The 18,025-nt window shown below is 65.6% G+C and carries 19 protein-coding genes; 10 read left to right on the top strand and 9 right to left on the bottom strand.

The window, feature by feature from the left end; genetic code table 11:
• Positions 1-44: 44 nt before the first annotated feature.
• A complete protein-coding gene (locus XH79_RS11500) occupies positions 45-1,121 on the bottom strand; it encodes a methyl-accepting chemotaxis protein (RefSeq protein WP_271581726.1) in 1,077 nt (358 codons plus the stop codon).
• A 284-nt stretch (positions 1,122-1,405) separates the two neighbouring features.
• On the opposite strand from XH79_RS11500, the gene recJ reads away from it, so the two are divergent.
• The 3 genes from recJ (at position 1,406) to XH79_RS11485 (ending at position 5,013) form a co-directional block, all read left to right on the top strand.
• Positions 1,406-3,247 carry a single-stranded-DNA-specific exonuclease RecJ gene (recJ, locus tag XH79_RS11495; RefSeq protein ID WP_271581725.1) on the top strand — a complete coding sequence of 614 codons (1,842 nt, stop codon included), beginning with the start codon at positions 1,406-1,408 and terminating at the stop codon, positions 3,245-3,247.
• 62 nt (positions 3,248-3,309) lie between these two features.
• Complete coding sequence (locus XH79_RS11490; protein WP_271581724.1) at positions 3,310-4,119, top strand: SDR family NAD(P)-dependent oxidoreductase; 810 nt, start codon at positions 3,310-3,312, stop codon at positions 4,117-4,119.
• A gap of 96 nt (positions 4,120-4,215) precedes the next feature.
• On the top strand, positions 4,216-5,013 hold the full coding sequence (locus XH79_RS11485; RefSeq protein ID WP_271581723.1) for an aldolase: 798 nt from the start codon (positions 4,216-4,218) through the stop codon (positions 5,011-5,013).
• A 103-nt stretch (positions 5,014-5,116) separates the two neighbouring features.
• Here the strand turns inward: XH79_RS11485 and XH79_RS11480 are convergent, their stop codons facing one another.
• Positions 5,117-6,346: a lytic murein transglycosylase gene (locus XH79_RS11480; RefSeq protein ID WP_271581722.1), complete on the bottom strand. Its 1,230-nt coding sequence runs from the start codon at positions 6,344-6,346 to the stop codon at positions 5,117-5,119.
• 222 nt (positions 6,347-6,568) lie between these two features.
• Between XH79_RS11480 and XH79_RS11475 the strand changes: the two genes are divergently transcribed.
• Entirely contained in the window at positions 6,569-6,820 is a 252-nt protein-coding gene (locus XH79_RS11475; protein ID WP_212336780.1) for a hypothetical protein, read from the top strand.
• Positions 6,821-6,905: 85 nt separating this feature from the next.
• Positions 6,906-7,088 (top strand): hypothetical protein, encoded by a 183-nt coding sequence (locus tag XH79_RS11470; protein WP_271581721.1) that lies wholly within the window; start codon positions 6,906-6,908, stop codon positions 7,086-7,088.
• A gap of 6 nt (positions 7,089-7,094) precedes the next feature.
• Here the strand turns inward: XH79_RS11470 and XH79_RS11465 are convergent, their stop codons facing one another.
• On the bottom strand, positions 7,095-7,619 hold the full coding sequence (locus tag XH79_RS11465; RefSeq protein ID WP_271581720.1) for a MarR family winged helix-turn-helix transcriptional regulator: 525 nt from the start codon (positions 7,617-7,619) through the stop codon (positions 7,095-7,097).
• 54 nt (positions 7,620-7,673) lie between these two features.
• On the opposite strand from XH79_RS11465, the gene XH79_RS11460 reads away from it, so the two are divergent.
• Together XH79_RS11460 and XH79_RS11455 are read left to right on the top strand one after the other, a co-directional pair.
• Positions 7,674-8,153 (top strand): carboxymuconolactone decarboxylase family protein, encoded by a 480-nt coding sequence (locus XH79_RS11460; protein WP_271581719.1) that lies wholly within the window; start codon positions 7,674-7,676, stop codon positions 8,151-8,153.
• A gap of 20 nt (positions 8,154-8,173) precedes the next feature.
• Positions 8,174-8,677, top strand: coding sequence for a cupin domain-containing protein (locus tag XH79_RS11455; protein ID WP_271581718.1), 504 nt, complete (start codon positions 8,174-8,176; stop codon positions 8,675-8,677).
• 104 nt (positions 8,678-8,781) lie between these two features.
• Here the strand turns inward: XH79_RS11455 and XH79_RS11450 are convergent, their stop codons facing one another.
• The 3 genes from XH79_RS11450 to efp form a co-directional block, all read right to left on the bottom strand.
• Positions 8,782-9,690 (bottom strand): amino acid ABC transporter substrate-binding protein, encoded by a 909-nt coding sequence (locus tag XH79_RS11450; protein WP_271581717.1) that lies wholly within the window; start codon positions 9,688-9,690, stop codon positions 8,782-8,784.
• A gap of 146 nt (positions 9,691-9,836) precedes the next feature.
• Positions 9,837-11,459: a M23 family peptidase gene (locus tag XH79_RS11445; protein ID WP_271581716.1), complete on the bottom strand. Its 1,623-nt coding sequence runs from the start codon at positions 11,457-11,459 to the stop codon at positions 9,837-9,839.
• Between the two features lie 17 nt (positions 11,460-11,476).
• A complete protein-coding gene (gene efp, locus XH79_RS11440; protein WP_212336766.1) occupies positions 11,477-12,043 on the bottom strand; it encodes an elongation factor P in 567 nt (188 codons plus the stop codon).
• Positions 12,044-12,205: 162 nt separating this feature from the next.
• On the opposite strand from efp, the gene epmA reads away from it, so the two are divergent.
• From epmA to XH79_RS11425, 3 genes are read left to right on the top strand one after another with little or no spacing between them, the layout of a single operon-like run.
• A complete protein-coding gene (gene epmA, locus XH79_RS11435; RefSeq protein WP_271581715.1) occupies positions 12,206-13,258 on the top strand; it encodes an EF-P lysine aminoacylase EpmA in 1,053 nt (350 codons plus the stop codon).
• Entirely contained in the window at positions 13,255-14,349 is a 1,095-nt protein-coding gene (locus XH79_RS11430; RefSeq protein ID WP_271581714.1) for a lysine-2,3-aminomutase-like protein, read from the top strand. The genes epmA and XH79_RS11430 overlap by 4 nt, the downstream gene beginning before the upstream one ends.
• A gap of 40 nt (positions 14,350-14,389) precedes the next feature.
• The gene (locus XH79_RS11425; RefSeq protein WP_271581713.1) at positions 14,390-14,644 is read left to right on the top strand and encodes a hypothetical protein; all 255 of its coding nucleotides are present in this window, start codon (positions 14,390-14,392) and stop codon (positions 14,642-14,644) included.
• Positions 14,645-14,802: 158 nt separating this feature from the next.
• Here XH79_RS11425 and XH79_RS11420 read toward each other — a convergent pair whose 3' ends face one another.
• The 3 genes from XH79_RS11420 to XH79_RS11410 all read right to left on the bottom strand — a co-directional run bounded on the left by XH79_RS11420 (position 14,803) and on the right by XH79_RS11410 (position 17,809).
• Positions 14,803-15,888, bottom strand: a complete 1,086-nt coding sequence (locus XH79_RS11420; protein WP_271581712.1) for a 3-deoxy-7-phosphoheptulonate synthase — start codon at positions 15,886-15,888, stop codon at positions 14,803-14,805.
• Between the two features lie 233 nt (positions 15,889-16,121).
• Complete coding sequence (locus XH79_RS11415; protein WP_212336755.1) at positions 16,122-16,700, bottom strand: HdeD family acid-resistance protein; 579 nt, start codon at positions 16,698-16,700, stop codon at positions 16,122-16,124.
• Positions 16,701-16,768: 68 nt separating this feature from the next.
• Positions 16,769-17,809 carry a PrsW family glutamic-type intramembrane protease gene (locus tag XH79_RS11410; RefSeq protein ID WP_271581711.1) on the bottom strand — a complete coding sequence of 347 codons (1,041 nt, stop codon included), beginning with the start codon at positions 17,807-17,809 and terminating at the stop codon, positions 16,769-16,771.
• Between the last annotated feature and the right edge of the window lie 216 nt (positions 17,810-18,025).

Raw genomic sequence — 18,025 nt, 5'->3', positions numbered from 1 at the left:
GGGGTTGTTTTCGTCGTTTTGTTTCGGCGCGGCTGGCTCTCGCCTCACGCCCCGCAGACGATCACGCCGTACCAGCCAAGGCCCCGATAGGTCTCGTAGCCGGGCGTCGCATGGAAGGCGACCATCGTTCCGGAGCGGTCCTGATAGAAGCCGGAGCGCTGGCCGTTCAGCGACAGCGAGATGCGCTCGCTGAGGATGCCCTGGCCGTCGGAAGCGGCGATGACGCGGAGATTGGAGTCGACCAGCAGCACGCGGGCCTTGTCGGTATCGCCGACGCGGACGCCCTGCACGATGGCGCGGGCCTGCGGCTCCCAGTCGAAATGGATGGCGAGCACGCCGATCGGCGCGCCGTTGGACTGGCCGCCGGCGCGGACGCTGGCGCAATAGGTCGCGACCTGCGCGTTGCCGAGCAGCGGCTGGTTCTCGACGTCGCCGGCGACGTAGTCGTCGCCGGAGCGCAAGGTGCGCGCCTCGCGAAACCATTTGGTGTGGGCGACGTTCTGGCCGACCACGCGGAAGCGGTCGGCGCGGCCGTTGGCGATGACGTTGCCGTCGAGGTCGCAGAGCCAGAGGTCGAGATAGACCGTGTAGGCGCCGAGGATCACGCCGAGCCGCTGCGAGGCATAGGTGACCGCTGCCGGCGCGGGCGAGGCCGCGCAATCGACCACGGCGGAATCGGTCGCCCACCAGCGCACGTCGCAGGTGCGCTCATAGAGGTTGCGGTCGATCAACTCGACCGCATTGAGGGACAGATCGACCATGCGCTCGCCGCGCGAGCGCTGGCTCATGCGGTCGATCGAGGCGACAAGGTCGCCGGTCCGTTTCGTCAGCTGGGTCTCGAGTTCGCGGGCGATGGTCTCGACCTGCTGGCCGACGCCGCGCACCTCCTGCGCCACCACCGCAAAGCCCGCGCCTTGCGCGCCGGCGCGCGAGCTTTCGATCAGCGCGTTCAGCGCCAGCATCTTCATCTGGTTGGTGATCTGCTGGATCGCCTTGGTCTTGTCGACCGCGATCTGGTTGACCTCCGCGGTGAGGCGATTGATCAGCGCGGAGATGTCGGAATCATCATCAGTGGGTTCGGAGGCGATCGGCTTGGCTTTCAGACCCAGCGCAGCAGACATCGGGGACTTCCCTTGGCAATGAGGCCTGATCTGCAATGAACCCGGAACAACAACTTACAGATCGAATACGATTCTTTTTCGAGGATTCCGCCTAACGCCTGCTTAATTTGCTATTCGGCGGAATGCCTAAATGATAGTCACTCCGGCCTGCCGGCCGGCCATCCACCGCTTTGTGCAGCCCGGCCGTTGCAAATCGCCGGAGTTTCCCGGCCAATCCCCTCAAGCCAGTACCGGGCCGCCAGCGTGATCGCCCGGACCCGAGATCCCCAACCGATAGCCTCGTCATGACGCCGCCTGCCACAGCCTTGCCCGTCGAACTGCCCCAGGCGTTCCTGGGGGTGGCGCGCTCGCTCACCGACAAGCTCTGGCGCGACCGGCTGGACGCTCGCGGGGCAGCTCAGGCGCTCGCCATCGTGCAGCGGCACCAGTTGCCGGAGCTGCTGGCGCGCGTGCTGGCGGGCCGCGGCGTCGATATCGACGCCGTGCCCGACTTTCTCGATCCGACCATCCGCAAGCTGCTTCCGGACCCGTTCACGGTGACGGAAATGGAGGCCGCCGCCAGGCGCATCGCGGATGCGGCTGCGAGGGGCGAGCAGGTCGCGATCTTCGGCGACTACGACGTCGACGGCGCGACCTCGGCGGCGCTGCTGGCCTGGCACCTGCGCCATTGCGGGCTCGATCCGCTGATCCACATTCCCGACCGGATCTTCGAGGGCTACGGCCCGAACGTCGAAGCCGTGCGCGGGCTGGCGGCAAAGGGCGCGACGCTGCTCGTCACCGTCGATTGCGGCACGACCAGCATCGAGCCGCTTGCGGAGGCCAAGCGCCTCGGCATGTCCGTGGTTGTGATCGACCACCACCAATGCGGCCTCGATCTTCCCGAGGTGGATGCGCTGGTCAACCCGAACCGCCCCGACGATCTCTCCGGCCTCGGCCATCTCGCCGCCGTCGGCCTCGTGCTGGTCACGCTGGTCGCGGTCAATCGCGAGCTGCGCCAGCGCGGCTTCTGGAGCACTGAGATGCCCGAGCCCGATCTGCTCGGCATGCTGCATCACGTTGCGCTCGGCACGGTTGCCGATGTGGCGCCGCTGATCGGTCTCAACCGCGCCTTCGTCGCAAAGGGGCTGATCGCGATGCGGCGGCGCGACCACATCGGCCACACCGCGCTGATGGACGTGGCGCGGCTCAACGGCCCGCCGGAGGCCTGGCATCTCGGCTTCATGCTGGGCCCGCGTGTCAATGCCGGCGGCCGCATCGGCCGCGCCGATCTTGGCGTGCGGCTGCTGCTCGAAGGCGACAGCGTCGAGGCGGCGCGGATCGCGGCCGAGCTCGATCGCCTCAACAGCGAGCGCCGCGTCATCGAGCAGGCGGCTGAAGCCCAGGCCGAAGCCGAAGCGCTCGCCTCGATCGGGTTGGAGGACAAGCTCGGCGTCATCGTCACGGCGTCCGAAGGCTGGCATCCGGGCGTGGTCGGCCTCGTTGCCTCGCGCCTGAAGGAGAAGTTTTCGCGACCCGCTTTCGCCATTGCGCTCGAACCCGGCGGCATCGGCACCGGCTCGGGCCGCTCGATTGCCGGCGTCGATCTCGGCAAGGCGGTGCGGCAGGCGGTCGCCGACGGAATTTTGTTGAAAGGCGGTGGCCACGCGATGGCCGCCGGCGTGACGCTGCGCAAGGAAAAGCTCGCCGAATTCCGCGCCTATCTCGAGAACGCGCTGGCGCAGGACGTTGCGGAGGCGCGCCACGTCAACGAGCTCTATATCGACGGCGCGGTCTCCGCACGCGCGGTGACGACGGAGCTTGCGACCACGCTCAATCGCGCCGGTCCCTTCGGCAGCGGCAATCCGGAGCCGGTGCTGGCGCTGCCGGGGCATCAGCTCGTGTTCGCCGACGAGGTCGGGCAGGCGCATCTGCGCCTGCGCTTCAAGTCGGGCGACGGCTCCATCGTCAACGGCATCGCGTTCCGTTCGGTCGGCCAGAAGCTCGGCAATGCGCTGCTCGCCAACCGTGGCCAGCAGATGCATGTCGCGGGCTCGTTGTCGGTCGATCGCTACCAGGGCGCCGAGCGCGTGCAATTCCGCGTCATCGATGTCGCCCTACCGGACCAGGGGCCATCCGTGATTAGATAACGCAAGATCCAACGAGATCATGCGTCAAGAATGAACCGCTCAAACAAAAAAAGGGAGTGAACATGGCAGGGCAGGTTGAGGGCAAGGTCGCGCTGGTGACGGGCGGCGCTTCGGGCATCGGCGAGGCCATCGTCGAGCTGTTCGCGCGCGAGGGCGCGACCGTTGTCATCACTGACATCGACGAGCTGCGTGGCCCCGAGCTCGCCAAGCGCGTCACAAACGCCGGTGGCAAGGCGATCTTCCTGGAGCAGGACGTCACCAGCGAGGAACGCTGGATCGAGATCGTTGCCGAGGTCGGCAAGCGCTATGGCCGGCTCGACATCATGGTCTCCAATGCCGGCATCGGCATTGCCGTGCCCTCGATCGTCGATATGACGCTGTCCGACTGGCACAAGCAGAATGCGATCAATCTCGACGGAGTGTTTCTGTCGGTCAAGCACTGCCTGCCGTTGATGCGCAAGACCGGCGGCGGCTCGATCGTCATGATGTCCTCGCTCGCCGGCCTGCGCGGCTCACCGGGCCTCTCGGCCTATTCGCTGACCAAGGGCGGCGTCCGGCTGTTCGCCAAGTCGATCGCGATGGAGTGCGCGGCCGCCGGTGACGGCATCCGCGTCAACTCCGTGCATCCCGGCATCATCGATACGCCGATCTGGGGCAAGATCCCGACCGGGGCGAGCGGCGCCGGGCAGAACGCCCCGATCGATCCGGAAGAGCGCGCGCGGATCGTTACGCCTTTGGGCCGTGCCGGGCAGGCCGCGGAGATCGCCTCCGGCGTGCTGTATCTGGCCTCCGACGCCTCGCGCTACGTTACCGGCAGCGAGCTCGTCATCGATGGCGGCATGAACGCCGGCGGCGTGCCGCGGCGCGCCTGAACGGCGCAGGGCAGGGTGGCGGTCGCAGGGGCTGACGCGCAGGCGCAGCCCCTGTACAAGGCGGACAGCTTCCGACCGACAAAGGTGTCCTTCGCCATGGCGCACAGCCTTCATTCGTCATCTTCCTCGCCCGCGCCATTCCGCTCCAACCGGCCGGACCTCGCCACCGACGCGATCCGCACCGCGCGCGAGGATCTCGCCGCCTGCTTCCGCATGGCCGCGCGCAACGGCTTTGAAGAAGGCATCTGCAACCATTTCTCGGCCGTCGTGCCGGGTCATGACGATCTGTTCCTCGTCAATCCCTATGGCTACGCTTTCCGTGAGCTCACGGCGTCAAAACTCCTGATCTGCGACTTCCATGGCAACGTGCTCGACGGCGAAGGCGTGCCCGAGGCGACGGCCTTCTACATCCATGCCGAGATGCACAGGCTGCTGCCGCGGGCCAAGGTCGCCTTCCACACTCACATGCCCTACGCGACGGCGCTGTCGATGACCGAAGGCGATCCGCTGATCTGGGCCGGCCAGACCGCGCTGAAATTCTATGGCCGCACGGCGGTCGACCGCGACTACAACGGCCTCGCACTCGACAACCGCGAAGGCGCGCGCATCGCCTCCGCCGTCGGCGATGCCGACATCGTCTTCATGAAGCATCACGGCGTGATGGTGCTGGCCCCGACCATCGCGGAAGCCTGGGATGATCTCTACTATCTCGAACGCGCCGCCGAAGTGCAGGTGCTCGCGATGTCGACGGGGCGGAAAGTGCTGCCGGTCGATCCGGCGATCGCGGCCGAAACCTACCGGCAGATGCGCGAGGGCGATTCCGAATCCGCGCGGCTGCATCTCGCTGCGATCCGCCGCCAGCTCGATGCCGAGGAGCCGCAATACAGGCATTAGCGATGATCGCGTAGCCCGGATGGAGCGAAGCGTAATCCGGGGGCGGCAACCGCGGAAGCAAAGTCCCGGATTGCGCTTCGCTCCATCCGGGCTACGGGACGCGCTACGACCCTTGCCGCAGCTTCGCCAGCACCTTCAGGCCACCATAGCCATCCGCCGGCGTGATCCCGGCGCGCTGCTGAAAATCCTTGATTGCCTTCATCGTGTCGTTGCCGACGCGGCCGTCGGTGCCGCCGGTGTCGAAACCGGCCTTGGTCAGGCGTGTCTGCATCTCCTGCACCTCGGCCAGCGTCAGCGCACGCTCGGAGCCGGGGAAGGGCTGGATGAAGGGCGGCGCGCCGAGACAGCGGTCGCCGAGATGGCATATCGCCAGCGCATAATTCATCGAGGGATTGTAGCTCTTCACCGAGTAGAAGTTCGGTCCCAGCAGGAATGTCGGTCCGCCCGCAACCGGCGTCCACATCTGCGCCGAGGCATTCGGCTGCGGAAACGGCTGGCCATCGGCGCGGGTGACACCGGCCGCCTGCCAGGCCGCGTAGGTCCGGCTGCCGCTCATCTCGCCGGAGGCGCGCACCTCGTAGCCCCAATGCTCGCCGCGGTGCCACTTGCCGCGATTGACCAGATATTTTGCGGTCGAGCCCAGCGCGTCGTCGGGTTTGCCGAACGGCGAGACCTTGCCGTCGCCGTCATAGTCGATGCCGACATTGAGCCAGACCTCCGGCATCCATTGCGAATGCCCCATCGCGCCGGCCCAGGAGCCCTTCATCTCCTCCGGCGTGCTCCAGCCCTTGTCGACGATGCGGAGCGCATTGATCAGCTCGGTCTCCCAATAGGCCTTGCGGCGCGGCTCGTTCCAGGCGAGCGCGGCGAGCGAGGGAAACACCGGCGTCATGTGGTTCTGCTGCACCAGGGGATCGCCATAGGCGGATTCGACGCCCCACAGCGCCAGCAGCGTGCCGCGCTCGACGCCGAAATCGCGCTCGATGCGTGCGAGCAGCGCCTCGTTGTTCTTCAGCGCGATCTTGCCGTTGATGATGCGCCAGTCCGAGACGCGGCGGTTGATGTATTGCCAGACCTGCTCGTGGAATTCGGGCTGGTTGCGCATCTGCTTGAACACGCTCATGCCGGGCTCGACCCGCCCCATCGCGCGCTGCCAGGTCGCAGCCGAGATTCCCTTGGACATCGCGCGTGCGCGAAAGCTCTCGCGCCATTCGTCGAAGCCGGCAGGCGCGGCGAGGACGCGCGTCGGGAGCGCCAGCAAAGCGGCCGCACCGAGTGTCGACTGGAGCAGGGCGCGGCGGGTATGTCGGGGCGAGGAATCAGCGTGCTTCATGGGCACATTCTAGCCGGAAACATGGCCCGTGTGAGTCGGTTCCAGGAACAGTAACGAGGTCTGAATTCTGCCCGATCGCCTCGCCCGTTCCCATCGGAACAAGTGTCGCACTGCCGCATTCCACCACTGTGATCAAAAAGGAAGATGAATTCGGCAATCGCAGCAAAGCCGTGATTCATCACGACACCGACTGACGGAACGTCGTCGAGAATGCGGGATGGAATGAAGATACGCGCGCATGCGGAAAGCCACGTTGTCGAACTCGACGACGGATCGCAATGGCAGATTTTCCCCGGCGACCTCGCGACCACGCTGAGCTGGAAGCCCGAGACCGATTTGCGCCTGGAGCCGAGTGGCGACCGGGTAAGTTCGCATGTGCTGGTGAATGGCACGGACCAAACCCGCGTGCGGGTGATCGCCGCCGGCGAGACCTGGCCCGACGGCGAGGTTAAGAAGGTATTGAAGGGCGATTAGGCCGCCCTTGCACGAGCCTGCTTATCCCCAAATTTGTACCTGGAGCTTTACGGTCGGTTCGCTTCCGTCTGCGCAAGATGCGCACATGCGGGAGCTGCTCGAGATCATCCGTGCCAATCCCTGGCCCTTCGGCGCCGGCTTGTTCGTCGTGATCCTGATGATCGTCGCCGAGAACTTTGGCCGCGGCAATCAGGGCGATGGCGCTGCCGGCGACCTCCCGGATTTCGATGGCGGGGGAGGATGCGGCGACGGAGGCGGTGGCGACTAGGCCCGCCTAGTCCTCCTGCAAATCGGCGGCGATGCCGGCAAGCCAGCGCCGGACCGTGGTTTCCGCCTTGGCATCCAGAGTCCGGGCAAGACGCTTCTCCAGCGCGATCACGCGTTCCCTGCAGGCCTTCAACAGCGTTGCCCCGCGCGGCGTCAGCGTCCATTGCTGGATGCGGCCATGGACCGGGTGGGGCGTCATCACAATCGCGCCGTCGCGCTCGAGATTGCGGATGATGACGCCCACGGTCTGCGGCGTCAGGAAGGTGAGGCGGGCGACATCGGCGCCGGATAGTCCGGGATAGGCATTCAACATCGTCAGCACCGCGAATTGCGGCGACGTCACGCCGAGATCGGCGAGCGTGCGTTCCATCGTCAGGCGGACCGCGGCATGGGCCTGACGCAAGAGGTAGCCGAGATAGCCTTCTTCGCCCCGCTTGCCTTCGCCGGGAGCGGGAACGCGTACCGCGCCGTCATCGGCAGGCGGCTTCCGGGAGGTTTTCGATCTTGTGATGCCGGACGTCTTGCGCAACATATAAGAACTCTTATACAGTATCAGTGCTCTTACAATAACACGAGGTGCAAGGCAATGTCACACGCCCGCAGCGAATATGAGGATTTCAAGCGGATCGCGCCGGACGCGTATGACCTGGTGCTGGCGCTGGGCCAGCTCGCGGCCAAAGCAGGCCTCGACAAGCAGCTGCTCGAGCTGGTCAAGCTGCGCGCCTCGCAGATCAATGGCTGCGCCTTCTGCGTTCAGCACCACGTCCTGTTGTCGGAGCGCATCGGCGTGCCCGTCGACAAGCTCCATCTGGTTGCGGTCTGGCGCGAGGCGCCGATCTTTTCCGTACGCGAGCGGGCGGCCCTGGCCTGGGCGGAGGCGCTGACCTGTTTGCCCGATGGCGTCAGCGAGGAGGTCTACGCGGAAGCGTCTCGCGAATTCTCCGAGACGGAGCTGACGTATCTGACCTCCGCGGTCGCCTCGATCAATGTCTGGAACCGTTTTGGCGCGGCGTTTCGCTGGACGCCCGCGAAGCGGCCGGCCGCAGCGGCCACCGCTGCATCCTGACGGAGACAAGGGAGACCACGATGACAGCCATGAGCTTCTCTGCCGTGCAACGTCCGACGCCGTCACGTTCGGCGGTGCTCGCGGTCGTCGCAGGGCTCGCCTGCGCGTTTGCGATCGGCAAGGCGCTGCCGCTGACGATCGACACTGTCTCCGGCGCGCTGGCGCCGCTCTGCGCCACCGCGGCGGAGAGCTCGCCGCTCGACAAGGTCGAGCCGATCGGTTCTTACGCACTGCCGAACGTCCCGGGCAAGCGCGTCACCATCGTGCGCGTGTTCTACGGCCCCGGCGGGTTTTCGCGGCCGCATCGCCACGCGGGCTCGGTGACCGCCTACATCACCAAGGGCGAGATCCGCTCCCAGCTCGGCGGCGGCCCGGTCGAGACGTTTGGTGTCGGCCAGTCGTTCTTCGAGCCGCCGGGCTCGACGCATCTGGTGTCGGCGAACGCGAGCGCGACAGAGCCGGCGGAATTGATCGCCGTGTTCGTGGCGGACGAGGGTGCGCAGCTGACGACGTTGCTGGAGTAGCCGGTAGCCCGGATGGAGCGAAGCGCAATCCGGGCCGCTGCATCTGCGCAAGAGGACCCCGGATTACGCTGCGCTCCATCCGGGCTACGCAGCGGAGGTTTTCGTCAGCCCCCGTACGAGGCCGGATCGGGATTGTCCGAGGGGTGCTCGAACGACTTCTTCATCGACACGGGCATGGGCACGTGGAAGTTAAGGCCGCGCGGCGGCACCGGCTCCATGAACCATTTGTTGTAGATTTTCTCGATCTCCGGGCTCTTGTAGAGTCTTGCGGTGGCCCGATCGACCACGGCCTTGAATGTTGTGTCATCCTTGCGCAGCATGATGCCGTAGGGTTCGGGATCGGAAAAAGCGCCGGTGCTGATGGCGTAGAGCGACGGATCCTTCGCCGAGGCAATCATGGACGCAAGCTGGATGTCGTCCATGACGAAGGCTACCGCGCGGTCGGTCTCGACCATCAGGAACGCCTCCGGGACATCCTTGGCATTCATCACGGTGATGCCGAGCGACCGGGCCGCGTTGGCCTTGTTGAGCTGGGTGATGTTGGTGGTGCCGGAGACCGAGACGACGGCCTTGCCCTTGAGGTCATCGATCTGATCGAGCTTTGAAGCCTTCTTCGACACGAAACGGCTCGCCGTGAGGAAATGGGTGTTGGTGAACCAGACCTGCTTCTGGCGCTCGGCGTTGTTGGTGGTTGAGCCGCATTCGAGATCGATGGTGCCGTTGGCCATCAGCGGAATGCGGTTGGACGAGGTGACCAGGTTCTCGTTGACCGCAAGCTTGTCCAGCTTCAGCTCGGCCTTGATCTCTTCGACGATCTTCATGCAGATGTCGATCGCGTAGCCGACGGTCTTCTGCTTCTCGTCGATGTAGCTGAAGGGTACGGAACTGTCGCGCACGCCGAGCGTGATCGCGCCGGTGTCCTTGATCTTCTTCAGCGTGCCGGTCAATTCCTCCGCACCAGCCGGCACGGCAAATGCAACGGCCAGAACGACCGCCGTGGTGAGACAACGCATGTGCTTCCCTTCTTCCAGTTTGCCTGGTGAGAGCAAAGCAATTCCGGGGCCAGAGAAGGCGCGATGTTTCGGGAAGGTCCTGACGTCGATCCGGTCAGTCTGCGCGCGCATGGGGCGGGGAGCTGCGCGTTGAGGCGGTAACTGCCTCAATTCTCCTCGCTGCTCGATCCCTCGCGCAGGTCCGGCTTGATCACGTCCTCCGGCAGCGCATGCGCCACCGGCTGGGCCGTGACGGCGATCTCCGGGCCGATCTCGCGGCCGCGGGCGCGGATCAGGCGTTCATAGGCGGACACCAGCGTGACGTAGGGGCTGACCCAGATCCAGCCGTCGCGGGTGAACACCTGGACGTCGAAATGCAGGTGCATCGACGTGCCGGCGGGATGGTCGAGATAGTTCGAGACCACGCCGATCTTCTCGCCTTCGGCGACGATGCGACCGTTGAGCAGGCCATCGGCATTCATCGCCTGCGGATTCATGTGCATGTAGCGGAAGCGGATGTGCTCGGTCCGGCTGTTGACCTGAAGCGTTGCAGCCTGGTCCTTGGAGCCGCGCATCACGACAGCATCGCGCACCGCGACCACGGCGCGCTGCTTGCGATCGCAGGGTTCGCGGCCCTCGCCGGGCGGCGGGCACTCGGCCGCGCGGATGTCCTCGCCCTGGTGGCCGTAACCACCGGCGCATTGCCAGACTTCGAAGCTGCGGGACTCGCAGAAATTGTCACGCCAGGGAAAGGCGGTCGGACCGTCGTTCCTGTCGCGCTTGGCATAGGACTGCGAGCGCACGAAGGCGGGCGCCTTCTCCAGCGGAAAGCGGATCTGCGCATAGGCCATCGCATCAGGATGGCCGCTCTTGTTGCGGTAGCCGGTGTTGGGGATGATGTCGCCGCTCGGACGATAGCTGAAATCGGGTGAGCGCGCCGCGGGACGATCGAGAACGTTGGAGGCGACGTCCATCAGCGGCCGCATGCGCTGGCCGCCGGCGACGCGCAGGGCCTTCAGGAAGCGCTCGGCAACGGGATAGGCCTCCTTGCAGGCGAGCCGCCGCGGTTTTGCGACGCTGTCGAGACACTGGATCGACACCACGTAGGCGACGCCGAAGCGAGTGAAGGCGTAGCGGACGTAACCTTCGCGGATGAACCTGCGCAGGTCCGGATAGGTTGCTGCGAGCGGCTTGACCGGCTCGCCCTTGCCGCCGGTGGGATCGGCAATGTCGTAGAGCAGCGCCGAGCCGGTGATCTGCACCTCGACCGGTCTTGCGAAGACACGCGAGGGCATGCCGTCGCCGGCGCCAGGCTCGAGCGAAAAGGTCGCGCTGTAGCCGGCCGGACCGGCATCGAACATGTCGATCGGATTGAAGTCGGCCTGGTAACGCGACAGCGACAGGATCGATGGTGCGCCACTGCGCCGGGCCTCGAGATAGGCGCCAACATCGAACGGCAGCAGCACCGGCACGGCACTGCGGGCAATGCCGGTGAAGAATTGCGAGGAGAGCGCGTTGAGCTGCACCAGGGCCGGCATCGCGCGCGGATCGTAGCGCGGCACCGAGCGGCGGGGCACGAAGATGAAATCTCCGGCGATCTGGGGGCGGCTGTTGATCTCGGCGCGGAGCTGGTCGAGCGCTGCGCGCCAATCGACGCGCAGGGCCGTGAGTGAAGCGCTGCGGAACTCGTCCGCGGCGAGCGGTGCGGCAATGAGGAGCGACAGCGACGCCACGAGAAGCGAGACGAAGCGGAAACTCTTCCCAACCACTGTCTCGCCCCCCGGCGGCACCTGTTCTGATCCCTCGCTTAGTCCTTGGCGCGCTCGGAGTAGGAGCCGTCTTCGGTCATCACCACGATGCGGGTGCCGACCGAGATGTGCGGCGGCACGGCGGTGCGGATGCCGTTCGAAAGCACCGCGGGCTTGTAGGAGGACGAGGCGGTCTGGCCCTTGGTCACCGGCTCGGTCTCGACCACTTCCAGCGTCACGCGCTGCGGCAGCGCGAGCGAGACCACGTTGACATCGTGGGTTGACAGCTTGACGGTCATGTCAGGTTGAAGATACGCGGCTGCGTCGCCGACGACGTCCTTGGAGACCTGGACCTGGTCGTAGGTCTCGGGGTTCATGAAGTGGAAGCCGTCGCCATCTTCGTACAGGAAGGTGTAGTTGCGCTCTTCGATCGTGGCCTTCTCGACCTGGTCGGTGGTCTTGTAGCGTTCGGAGATCTTTACCCCGTCCGAGATTCGGCGCATTTCGATCTGGCTGACCGGGGTGCCCTTGCCGGGATGGATGTTCTCGGCGCTCACGACGACATAAAGCTTGCCGTCTTGCTCGATCACGTTGCCCTTGCGAATAGAACTGGCGATGACTCTCAAAGCTGTATTTCCTGCTTGCTTGGCCCGGCTGCGGCCAGGACGTGGTCAAATTGATGGGGGACTTGGGGCCTCAAATCGGACCTCGGCGCCCGTTTCGGGCCGCAACATACTGATTTTGCCGCTGGATGCCAGCTTTTTGCTGGACTGGGGAGCGGTCCGCTAATGGCTGGGGACAAGCCGATCTCGCCGTTCTGGTCGCCCTCGCGGCACCTGGACCGGCGGCCGTTCCTCCAGGCCAGGGGTGCCGTGACCGGAGCTTTACGGGGCTTTTTCGCCGAACAGGGCTTCGTGGAGGTCGAAACTTCGGTCCTTCAGGTCTCCCCGGGGAATGAGACCCATCTTCACGCCCCCCGGACCGAGATCATGCGGCCCGACGGCAGCCGGGCCAGCCGCTACTTGCGGACCTCGCCCGAATTCGCCTGCAAGAAGCTGCTGGCGGCGGGGGAGCCCCGAATCTTCGAGTTCGCACGGGTGTTCCGCGACCGCGAGCGCGGCGACCTGCATCTGCCCGAATTCACCATGTTGGAATGGTACCGGGCCAACGCCCCATATGCCGCCATCATGGCCGACACGGTCGCCGTCATAGTCCGGGCGGCGCAGGCGACCGGAATCGGGACGTTCTCCTTCCGCGGCCGCACTGCCGATCCTTTCGCCGAGCCGGAGCTTCTGACGGTCGCCGACGGCTTCGAGCGGTTCGCCGGGATCGATCTGGTGTCGACAATCTCCGCCGGCGAGGGTAACCGTGCCGCGCTCGCCCAAATGGCCGGCGGCAAGGTCCGCGTGGCCGAGGACGACACCTGGTCGGACATCTTCAGCAAGGTCCTGGTCGAGCATGTCGAGCCGCATCTGGGGCAGGGACGTTTGACCATCCTGTTCGAATACCCATCTCCAGAGGCGGCGCTGGCGCGCGTGAAGGCCGACGATCCCAGGGTCGCCGAGCGGTTCGAGGTCTATGCCTGCGGCGTCGAGCTCGCCAACGGCTTTGGCGAACTGACCGACGCCGAGGAGCAGCGCCGCCGGTTCACGGACTCGATGGCGGAGAAGCAGCGCCGCTATGGCGAGGCATACCCGCTGGACGAGGATTTTCTGGCTGCTGTCGCCGCAATGCCTGAGGCGAGCGGCGTCGCACTCGGATTCGACAGGCTGGTGATGCTGGCGAGCGGCGCAACACGGATTGATCAGGTGGTGTGGACGCCGCCTGCGGGTGAGACATGACGAAGACCAATCTTGCACGCACCTTGCGCGAGCCAGCCGAGCTCGTGGCCGAGGGCCTCGCGCCCGCCGCGGCGCTGCCTGCCCTCGAGCGCGTCGCCGCGCGCTATGCCGTTGCGATCACGCCGGCGCTGGTCGAGCTGATCGACACCTCCGATCCCGACGATCCCATCGCCCGGCAGTTCGTCCCGACGGCCGCGGAACTGGAGATGCAGCCCGGCGAGAACGCCGATCCGATCGGCGATCATCCCTATTCGCCGGTTCCCGGCATCGTGCATCGCTATCCCGATCGCGTGCTGTTCAAGCTGGTTCACGTCTGCGCGGTCTATTGCCGCTTCTGCTTCCGCCGCGAGATGGTCGGGCCCGGCAAGGAGAACGCGCTGTCGGACAGCGCCTATCGCACCGCGATCGACTACATCCGTTCGCACGGCGAGATCTGGGAGGTGATCCTGACCGGCGGCGATCCCTTGATGCTGTCGCCGCGTCGCATGAGCGAGATAATGGCCGATCTCGCTGCAATCGATCACGTCAAGATCATCCGCCTCCACACCCGCGTGCCCGTGGCCGATCCCGCGCGCGTCAGCGAGGAAATGGTCGCCGCGCTGAAGGTTCCAGGCGCGACCACCTGGGTCGCGCTGCATGCCAATCATGCGCGCGAGCTGACGGAAGGTGCCCGCACCGCCTGCGCGCGGCTCGTCGATGCCGGCATTCCCATGGTCAGCCAGTCCGTGCTCTTGCGCGGCGTCAACGACAATGTGGCCGCTTTGTCGGATTTGATGCGAGCTTTCGTCGAATGCCGGATCAAGCCCTACTACCTGCATCATGGCGATCTCGCGCCGGGTACCGCGCATCTGCGCACGACGCTGGCGGAAGGACAGGAGTTAATGCGGCAATTGCGCGGGCGGGTGTCAGGACTGTGTCAGCCTGACTATGTCATCGATATTCCCGGCGGCGCCGGCAAATCGCCGGTTGGGCCGAGTTACGTGTTGGCGGCACAAAATACCGCACCCGACGCACGTGATGCGGAAGCCGAAACACGCTATCGTATCGTCGATTATTGCGGCGGCGTTCATCTCTATCCGCCCGAGACCTGAGCGGTTGGTGGGAGCGCCCGTTGAGAACGGAGGAACGGACATGAAGAAGATCATGCTGGCAGCATCGCTCGTGGTCTTGCTCGGTGGCGCGGCGGTTGCTCAGACCGGCGGCTCCAAGGGATCGACATCAAGCGGTGCGTCCTCCGGAACGGTGTTGCCGGCGCCTGTCGGTCATCGCCAGCCGCGTGCAAGCGATGTGCCGAGCGAGAAGAACCTCAGCGATCCGAACAATCCCGTGAACAAGGAAGACGCTCTGCTCGACAAGAAGATCAAGAGCATCTGCCGCGGCTGCTGATCGGAGCATGATCCGGACCCGAAGGGCCGCGTCAGCGCAAAGTGTGAAGCGGTTTTTCCGGCGCGACAAACGCGGAACGCGTTTGCGCGGAGTTCATGCTCAGAAAATAATAGCGGGCAGGGCGCGAACAGCATCGCCCCGCCCGCATTGGCCTCACCTCAGGCCGATCGCTCGTGCAGTCCCGCGCGCTGCGCGTTGCGCCGGATTTCGACCGCGTCGGCGAGCTGTTCCAGCACGGTTGCCGTGGTCGCCCAGTCGATGCAGCCGTCCGTGATGCTCTGGCCGTAGACGAGCGGCTTGCCCGGCGCGACGTCCTGGCGGCCGGCGACGAGATTGCTCTCGATCATCACGCCCATGATGCGGTTCTCGCCGCCGGAGATCTGGCCGGCGATGTCCGCCATCACCAGCGGCTGGTTCTCCGGCTTCTTGCTCGAATTGGCGTGGCTCGCATCGACCATCACCAGCGGCGCGACGCCGGATTTCGCCAGCTCGTTGCAGGCCGCCGCAATGCTTGCCGCATCGTAGTTCGGCTTGCTGCCGCCGCGCAGGATGATGTGGCAGTCCTCGTTGCCCGCGGTCGAAGCGATCGCCGAGCGGCCGAGTTTGGTGACGGCCATGAAATGATGCGGGTGCGAAGCCGACTTCACCGCGTCCGCCGCGATCCGCACATTGCCATCGGTGCCGTTCTTGAAACCGACAGGGCATGACAGCCCGGATGCCAGCTCGCGATGGATCTGGCTCTCGGTCGTGCGTGCGCCGATCGCGGCCCAGGACACGAGGTCGGCGATGTATTGCGGCGTGGTCATATCCAGGAATTCGGCGCCGGCAGGTAGGCCGAGATTGTTCACCGCCGACAGCACGTTGCGCGCCAGCCGCAGGCCCTTGTTGATGTCGAAGCTGCCGTCGAGATCGGGGTCGTTGATCAGGCCCTTCCAGCCGACCGTGGTGCGCGGCTTCTCGAAATAGACCCGCATCACGATCTCGAGCTGGTCGGCGAGGTCCTCGCGCAGCTTTGCGAGGCGCTCGGCGTAGTCGAGCGCGGCTTTGGGATCGTGCACCGAGCAGGGGCCTACCACGACCAGCAGGCGGTCGTCCTGGCCGGTGAGGATGGCATGGATGGCGTTGCGCGCGGCCATGACCACTCGGGTCGCCGTGAGCGTGCGCGGGACTTCCCGCATCACCTCTTCCGGCGTGCTCAGCTCTTTCAGTTCGCGGATACGAAGATCGTCAGTCGTGCTCAGCACGGCGGGCTCCTGTCTGTTCTAGAACCTGCCGGCCAATAAAAAAGCCGCCAGGTCTGGCGGCTGTTCGGACGTTTGCTTCAATATTCAGATTGAGCGCGATCCTCCTGCCGCCAGCAAGCTGTCGTAGCTAAAGTACCAAAAATAGCTGGTGGCGACGGTGATCATGGAGGGCCATATAGCGTGCCGTTAGCGGGTTGTCACCCCCCAATCGGCCTGCCGGGCGACGAGAGCCCTCAGGTGTTGCTGTTGCGTGCCGCCAGCGCCATGCCGATCAGGATGGCGCCGCCGAACAGCAGGTTGATACCGACGAGGACGCCGATCGCCCATTCCGCCGAGCTCGGCAGCCCCGTGATCACCATGAAGGAGATCGCGATGTCGACGAGGCCCGAGATCAGGAGCCACGACCAGCGGCCGTTAAGCTCGCGGCGGTGCTCCAGTGCGTACATGATGGTGGCGACGCCTTCGGCGAGGAAATAGGCGCCGAGCACGATGGTCAGCGTCAGCACGGCCTGCATCGGCCGGGCCAGCAGCAGCATGCCGGCCAGCACGGCCAGCGCAGCCGAGATCAGCGACCACCAGAAGCCCGGGGAGGTGCGTGCCCAGTAGGTGACGATCAGCCCGCCGATGCCGCTGATCAGGAGCACCCAGCCGAGAAAGATAGCGGTCGCAAGGCTCGCGAGCGGCGGCACGATCAGCGCGGCAATGCCGAGCGTCGCGAGCAGGATGCCTTCGAACAGGAAGGCCTTCCAATGCGCTCTCACCGTCTGGCTCATTGCGGCCTGCAGCCGTGAAAAATCCTCGGGCGATGTCATGGTGACCCCTAACGTGACGGCTGGTGCGTCCAATCTACTATGCGCGCAGCGTACTCGCTATCCCGTCCTCAACCGCCGCCGTGCACCGACGAAAAACCTTCGCCGCTGGTACGAACGCGGTTGCGGCCGAGAATGTAGATCGCGATCGTGACGATCAGAAGCGCGAGGCCGAGCAGGATCGAGACGAAGCCGATCGGGATCAGGGCCAGGGTCAGATTGCGCTCGGGATTGATCAGCCAGTGATGGATCGAGGTCAGCACGAAGGCGAGGCCGAGGAAGCCGACGCCGCCGCCGGCCAGCAGCAACGCCCACATCCGCCGCAATTGGCTGAGCCGCTCGCGCGCGACGTCGGTGCGGGGCGCGTGGTGGCGCGCGACGCGCCGGACGAGGCGGATGGCGAAGGCGATCGAGCTGAAGCCGATCAGGAGGCTCGCGCCGCCCAGCCACATCCGGATTGTCGGATCGAGATCGGGCATGCGTTGAAGCGTCAGCAGCGGGAAGTCGAAGGCCGAATGCAGCGCGAGCGGGCCGGCGAAGATCAAGAGGCGGCTGGACAGGCGGGCCCAGTCGCGATGGTGGCGGTTCGCACCCAGCGCCGTGCCGGCGCGCGCGATGGTCAGGTAGGCTCCCGCGATGATGCCGAGCGCGCCGTGGAACGGCACCGTCAGCACGCTGCGCAGGGCGGCCAGCGAGCGCCACATCTCGGCATGCTGGACCAGATAGGCGAGGTTTTCGTAGGCGGCGAAGCCGAGGCCGACCGCGGCGCCATAGACGACGGTGTCCATCGGATTGGCAAAGGTCCGCCGCTTGGTCGAGGAGACCAGCACGATCGCGATTACCTTCACGGCTTCTTCCGGCAGCGCGACGCCGAACACCGAGTGCATGGCCAGCGCCGCCCAGGGATTGTCGGGGGCCGCAACCATCTTGGCGAAGGGGGCGCGGGCGAGGCCCAGCAGGGAAATGCTGGCTGCGCCGAGAAGGAACGCGGTCCAGACCTGGGCCGGCGGCCCCGGGCGTTCCTCGGCGGCAATGACGAGCCAGAGCATCAGCAGCGCCGGGGCGATGGCGGCAGTTCCGATGACGGTGGGTAACGCTTCAATCAGGTACATCGGCGCCGAAAATAGGTTCCCTTGGTCCGCTTATCTACGTCTCCCGATGCGACCATGTGTCATGCGCTTGCTGTCGCCTCGCTTAACGCGCATGACAGCCGCCGTTCATCAGGGCCGCCGCGTATAGAACACGAGTACATTCAATTGCATGACGGAACCGCTTTGCTATCGATGGCAACGGCGGCGCCTCGCGGCCGAGGTGCGAATTGGCAAGTC

Origin of the sequence: Bradyrhizobium sp. CCBAU 45389, assembly GCF_028128625.1 — a bacterium.
GTDB classification, from domain to species: Bacteria; Pseudomonadota; Alphaproteobacteria; order Rhizobiales; family Xanthobacteraceae; genus Bradyrhizobium; species Bradyrhizobium liaoningense_B.
The sequence above is the reverse complement of the archived record's forward strand: the minus strand, read 5'-3'. Positions and strand labels throughout refer to the sequence as shown.

Bases quoted from the DNA above. Each gene is read 5' to 3' on its own strand.
- XH79_RS11430 (WP_271581714.1), top strand. From the start codon at position 13,255: ATGACGAAGACCAATCTTGCACGCACCTTGCGCGAGCCAGCCGAGCTC.
- XH79_RS11480 (WP_271581722.1), bottom strand. From the start codon at position 6,346: ATGAAGCACGCTGATTCCTCGCCCCGACATACCCGCCGCGCCCTGCTC.
- XH79_RS11450 (WP_271581717.1), bottom strand. From the start codon at position 9,690: ATGCGTTGTCTCACCACGGCGGTCGTTCTGGCCGTTGCATTTGCCGTG.
- XH79_RS11465 (WP_271581720.1), bottom strand. From the start codon at position 7,619: ATGTTGCGCAAGACGTCCGGCATCACAAGATCGAAAACCTCCCGGAAG.
- XH79_RS11475 (WP_212336780.1), top strand. From the start codon at position 6,569: ATGAAGATACGCGCGCATGCGGAAAGCCACGTTGTCGAACTCGACGAC.
- XH79_RS11425 (WP_271581713.1), top strand. From the start codon at position 14,390: ATGAAGAAGATCATGCTGGCAGCATCGCTCGTGGTCTTGCTCGGTGGC.
- XH79_RS11410 (WP_271581711.1), bottom strand. From the start codon at position 17,809: ATGTACCTGATTGAAGCGTTACCCACCGTCATCGGAACTGCCGCCATC.
- XH79_RS11455 (WP_271581718.1), top strand. From the start codon at position 8,174: ATGACAGCCATGAGCTTCTCTGCCGTGCAACGTCCGACGCCGTCACGT.
- XH79_RS11500 (WP_271581726.1), bottom strand. From the start codon at position 1,121: ATGTCTGCTGCGCTGGGTCTGAAAGCCAAGCCGATCGCCTCCGAACCC.
- XH79_RS11470 (WP_271581721.1), top strand. From the start codon at position 6,906: ATGCGGGAGCTGCTCGAGATCATCCGTGCCAATCCCTGGCCCTTCGGC.
- recJ (WP_271581725.1), top strand. From the start codon at position 1,406: ATGACGCCGCCTGCCACAGCCTTGCCCGTCGAACTGCCCCAGGCGTTC.
- XH79_RS11415 (WP_212336755.1), bottom strand. From the start codon at position 16,700: ATGACATCGCCCGAGGATTTTTCACGGCTGCAGGCCGCAATGAGCCAG.
- XH79_RS11485 (WP_271581723.1), top strand. From the start codon at position 4,216: ATGGCGCACAGCCTTCATTCGTCATCTTCCTCGCCCGCGCCATTCCGC.
- XH79_RS11490 (WP_271581724.1), top strand. From the start codon at position 3,310: ATGGCAGGGCAGGTTGAGGGCAAGGTCGCGCTGGTGACGGGCGGCGCT.
- epmA (WP_271581715.1), top strand. From the start codon at position 12,206: ATGGCTGGGGACAAGCCGATCTCGCCGTTCTGGTCGCCCTCGCGGCAC.
- XH79_RS11460 (WP_271581719.1), top strand. From the start codon at position 7,674: ATGTCACACGCCCGCAGCGAATATGAGGATTTCAAGCGGATCGCGCCG.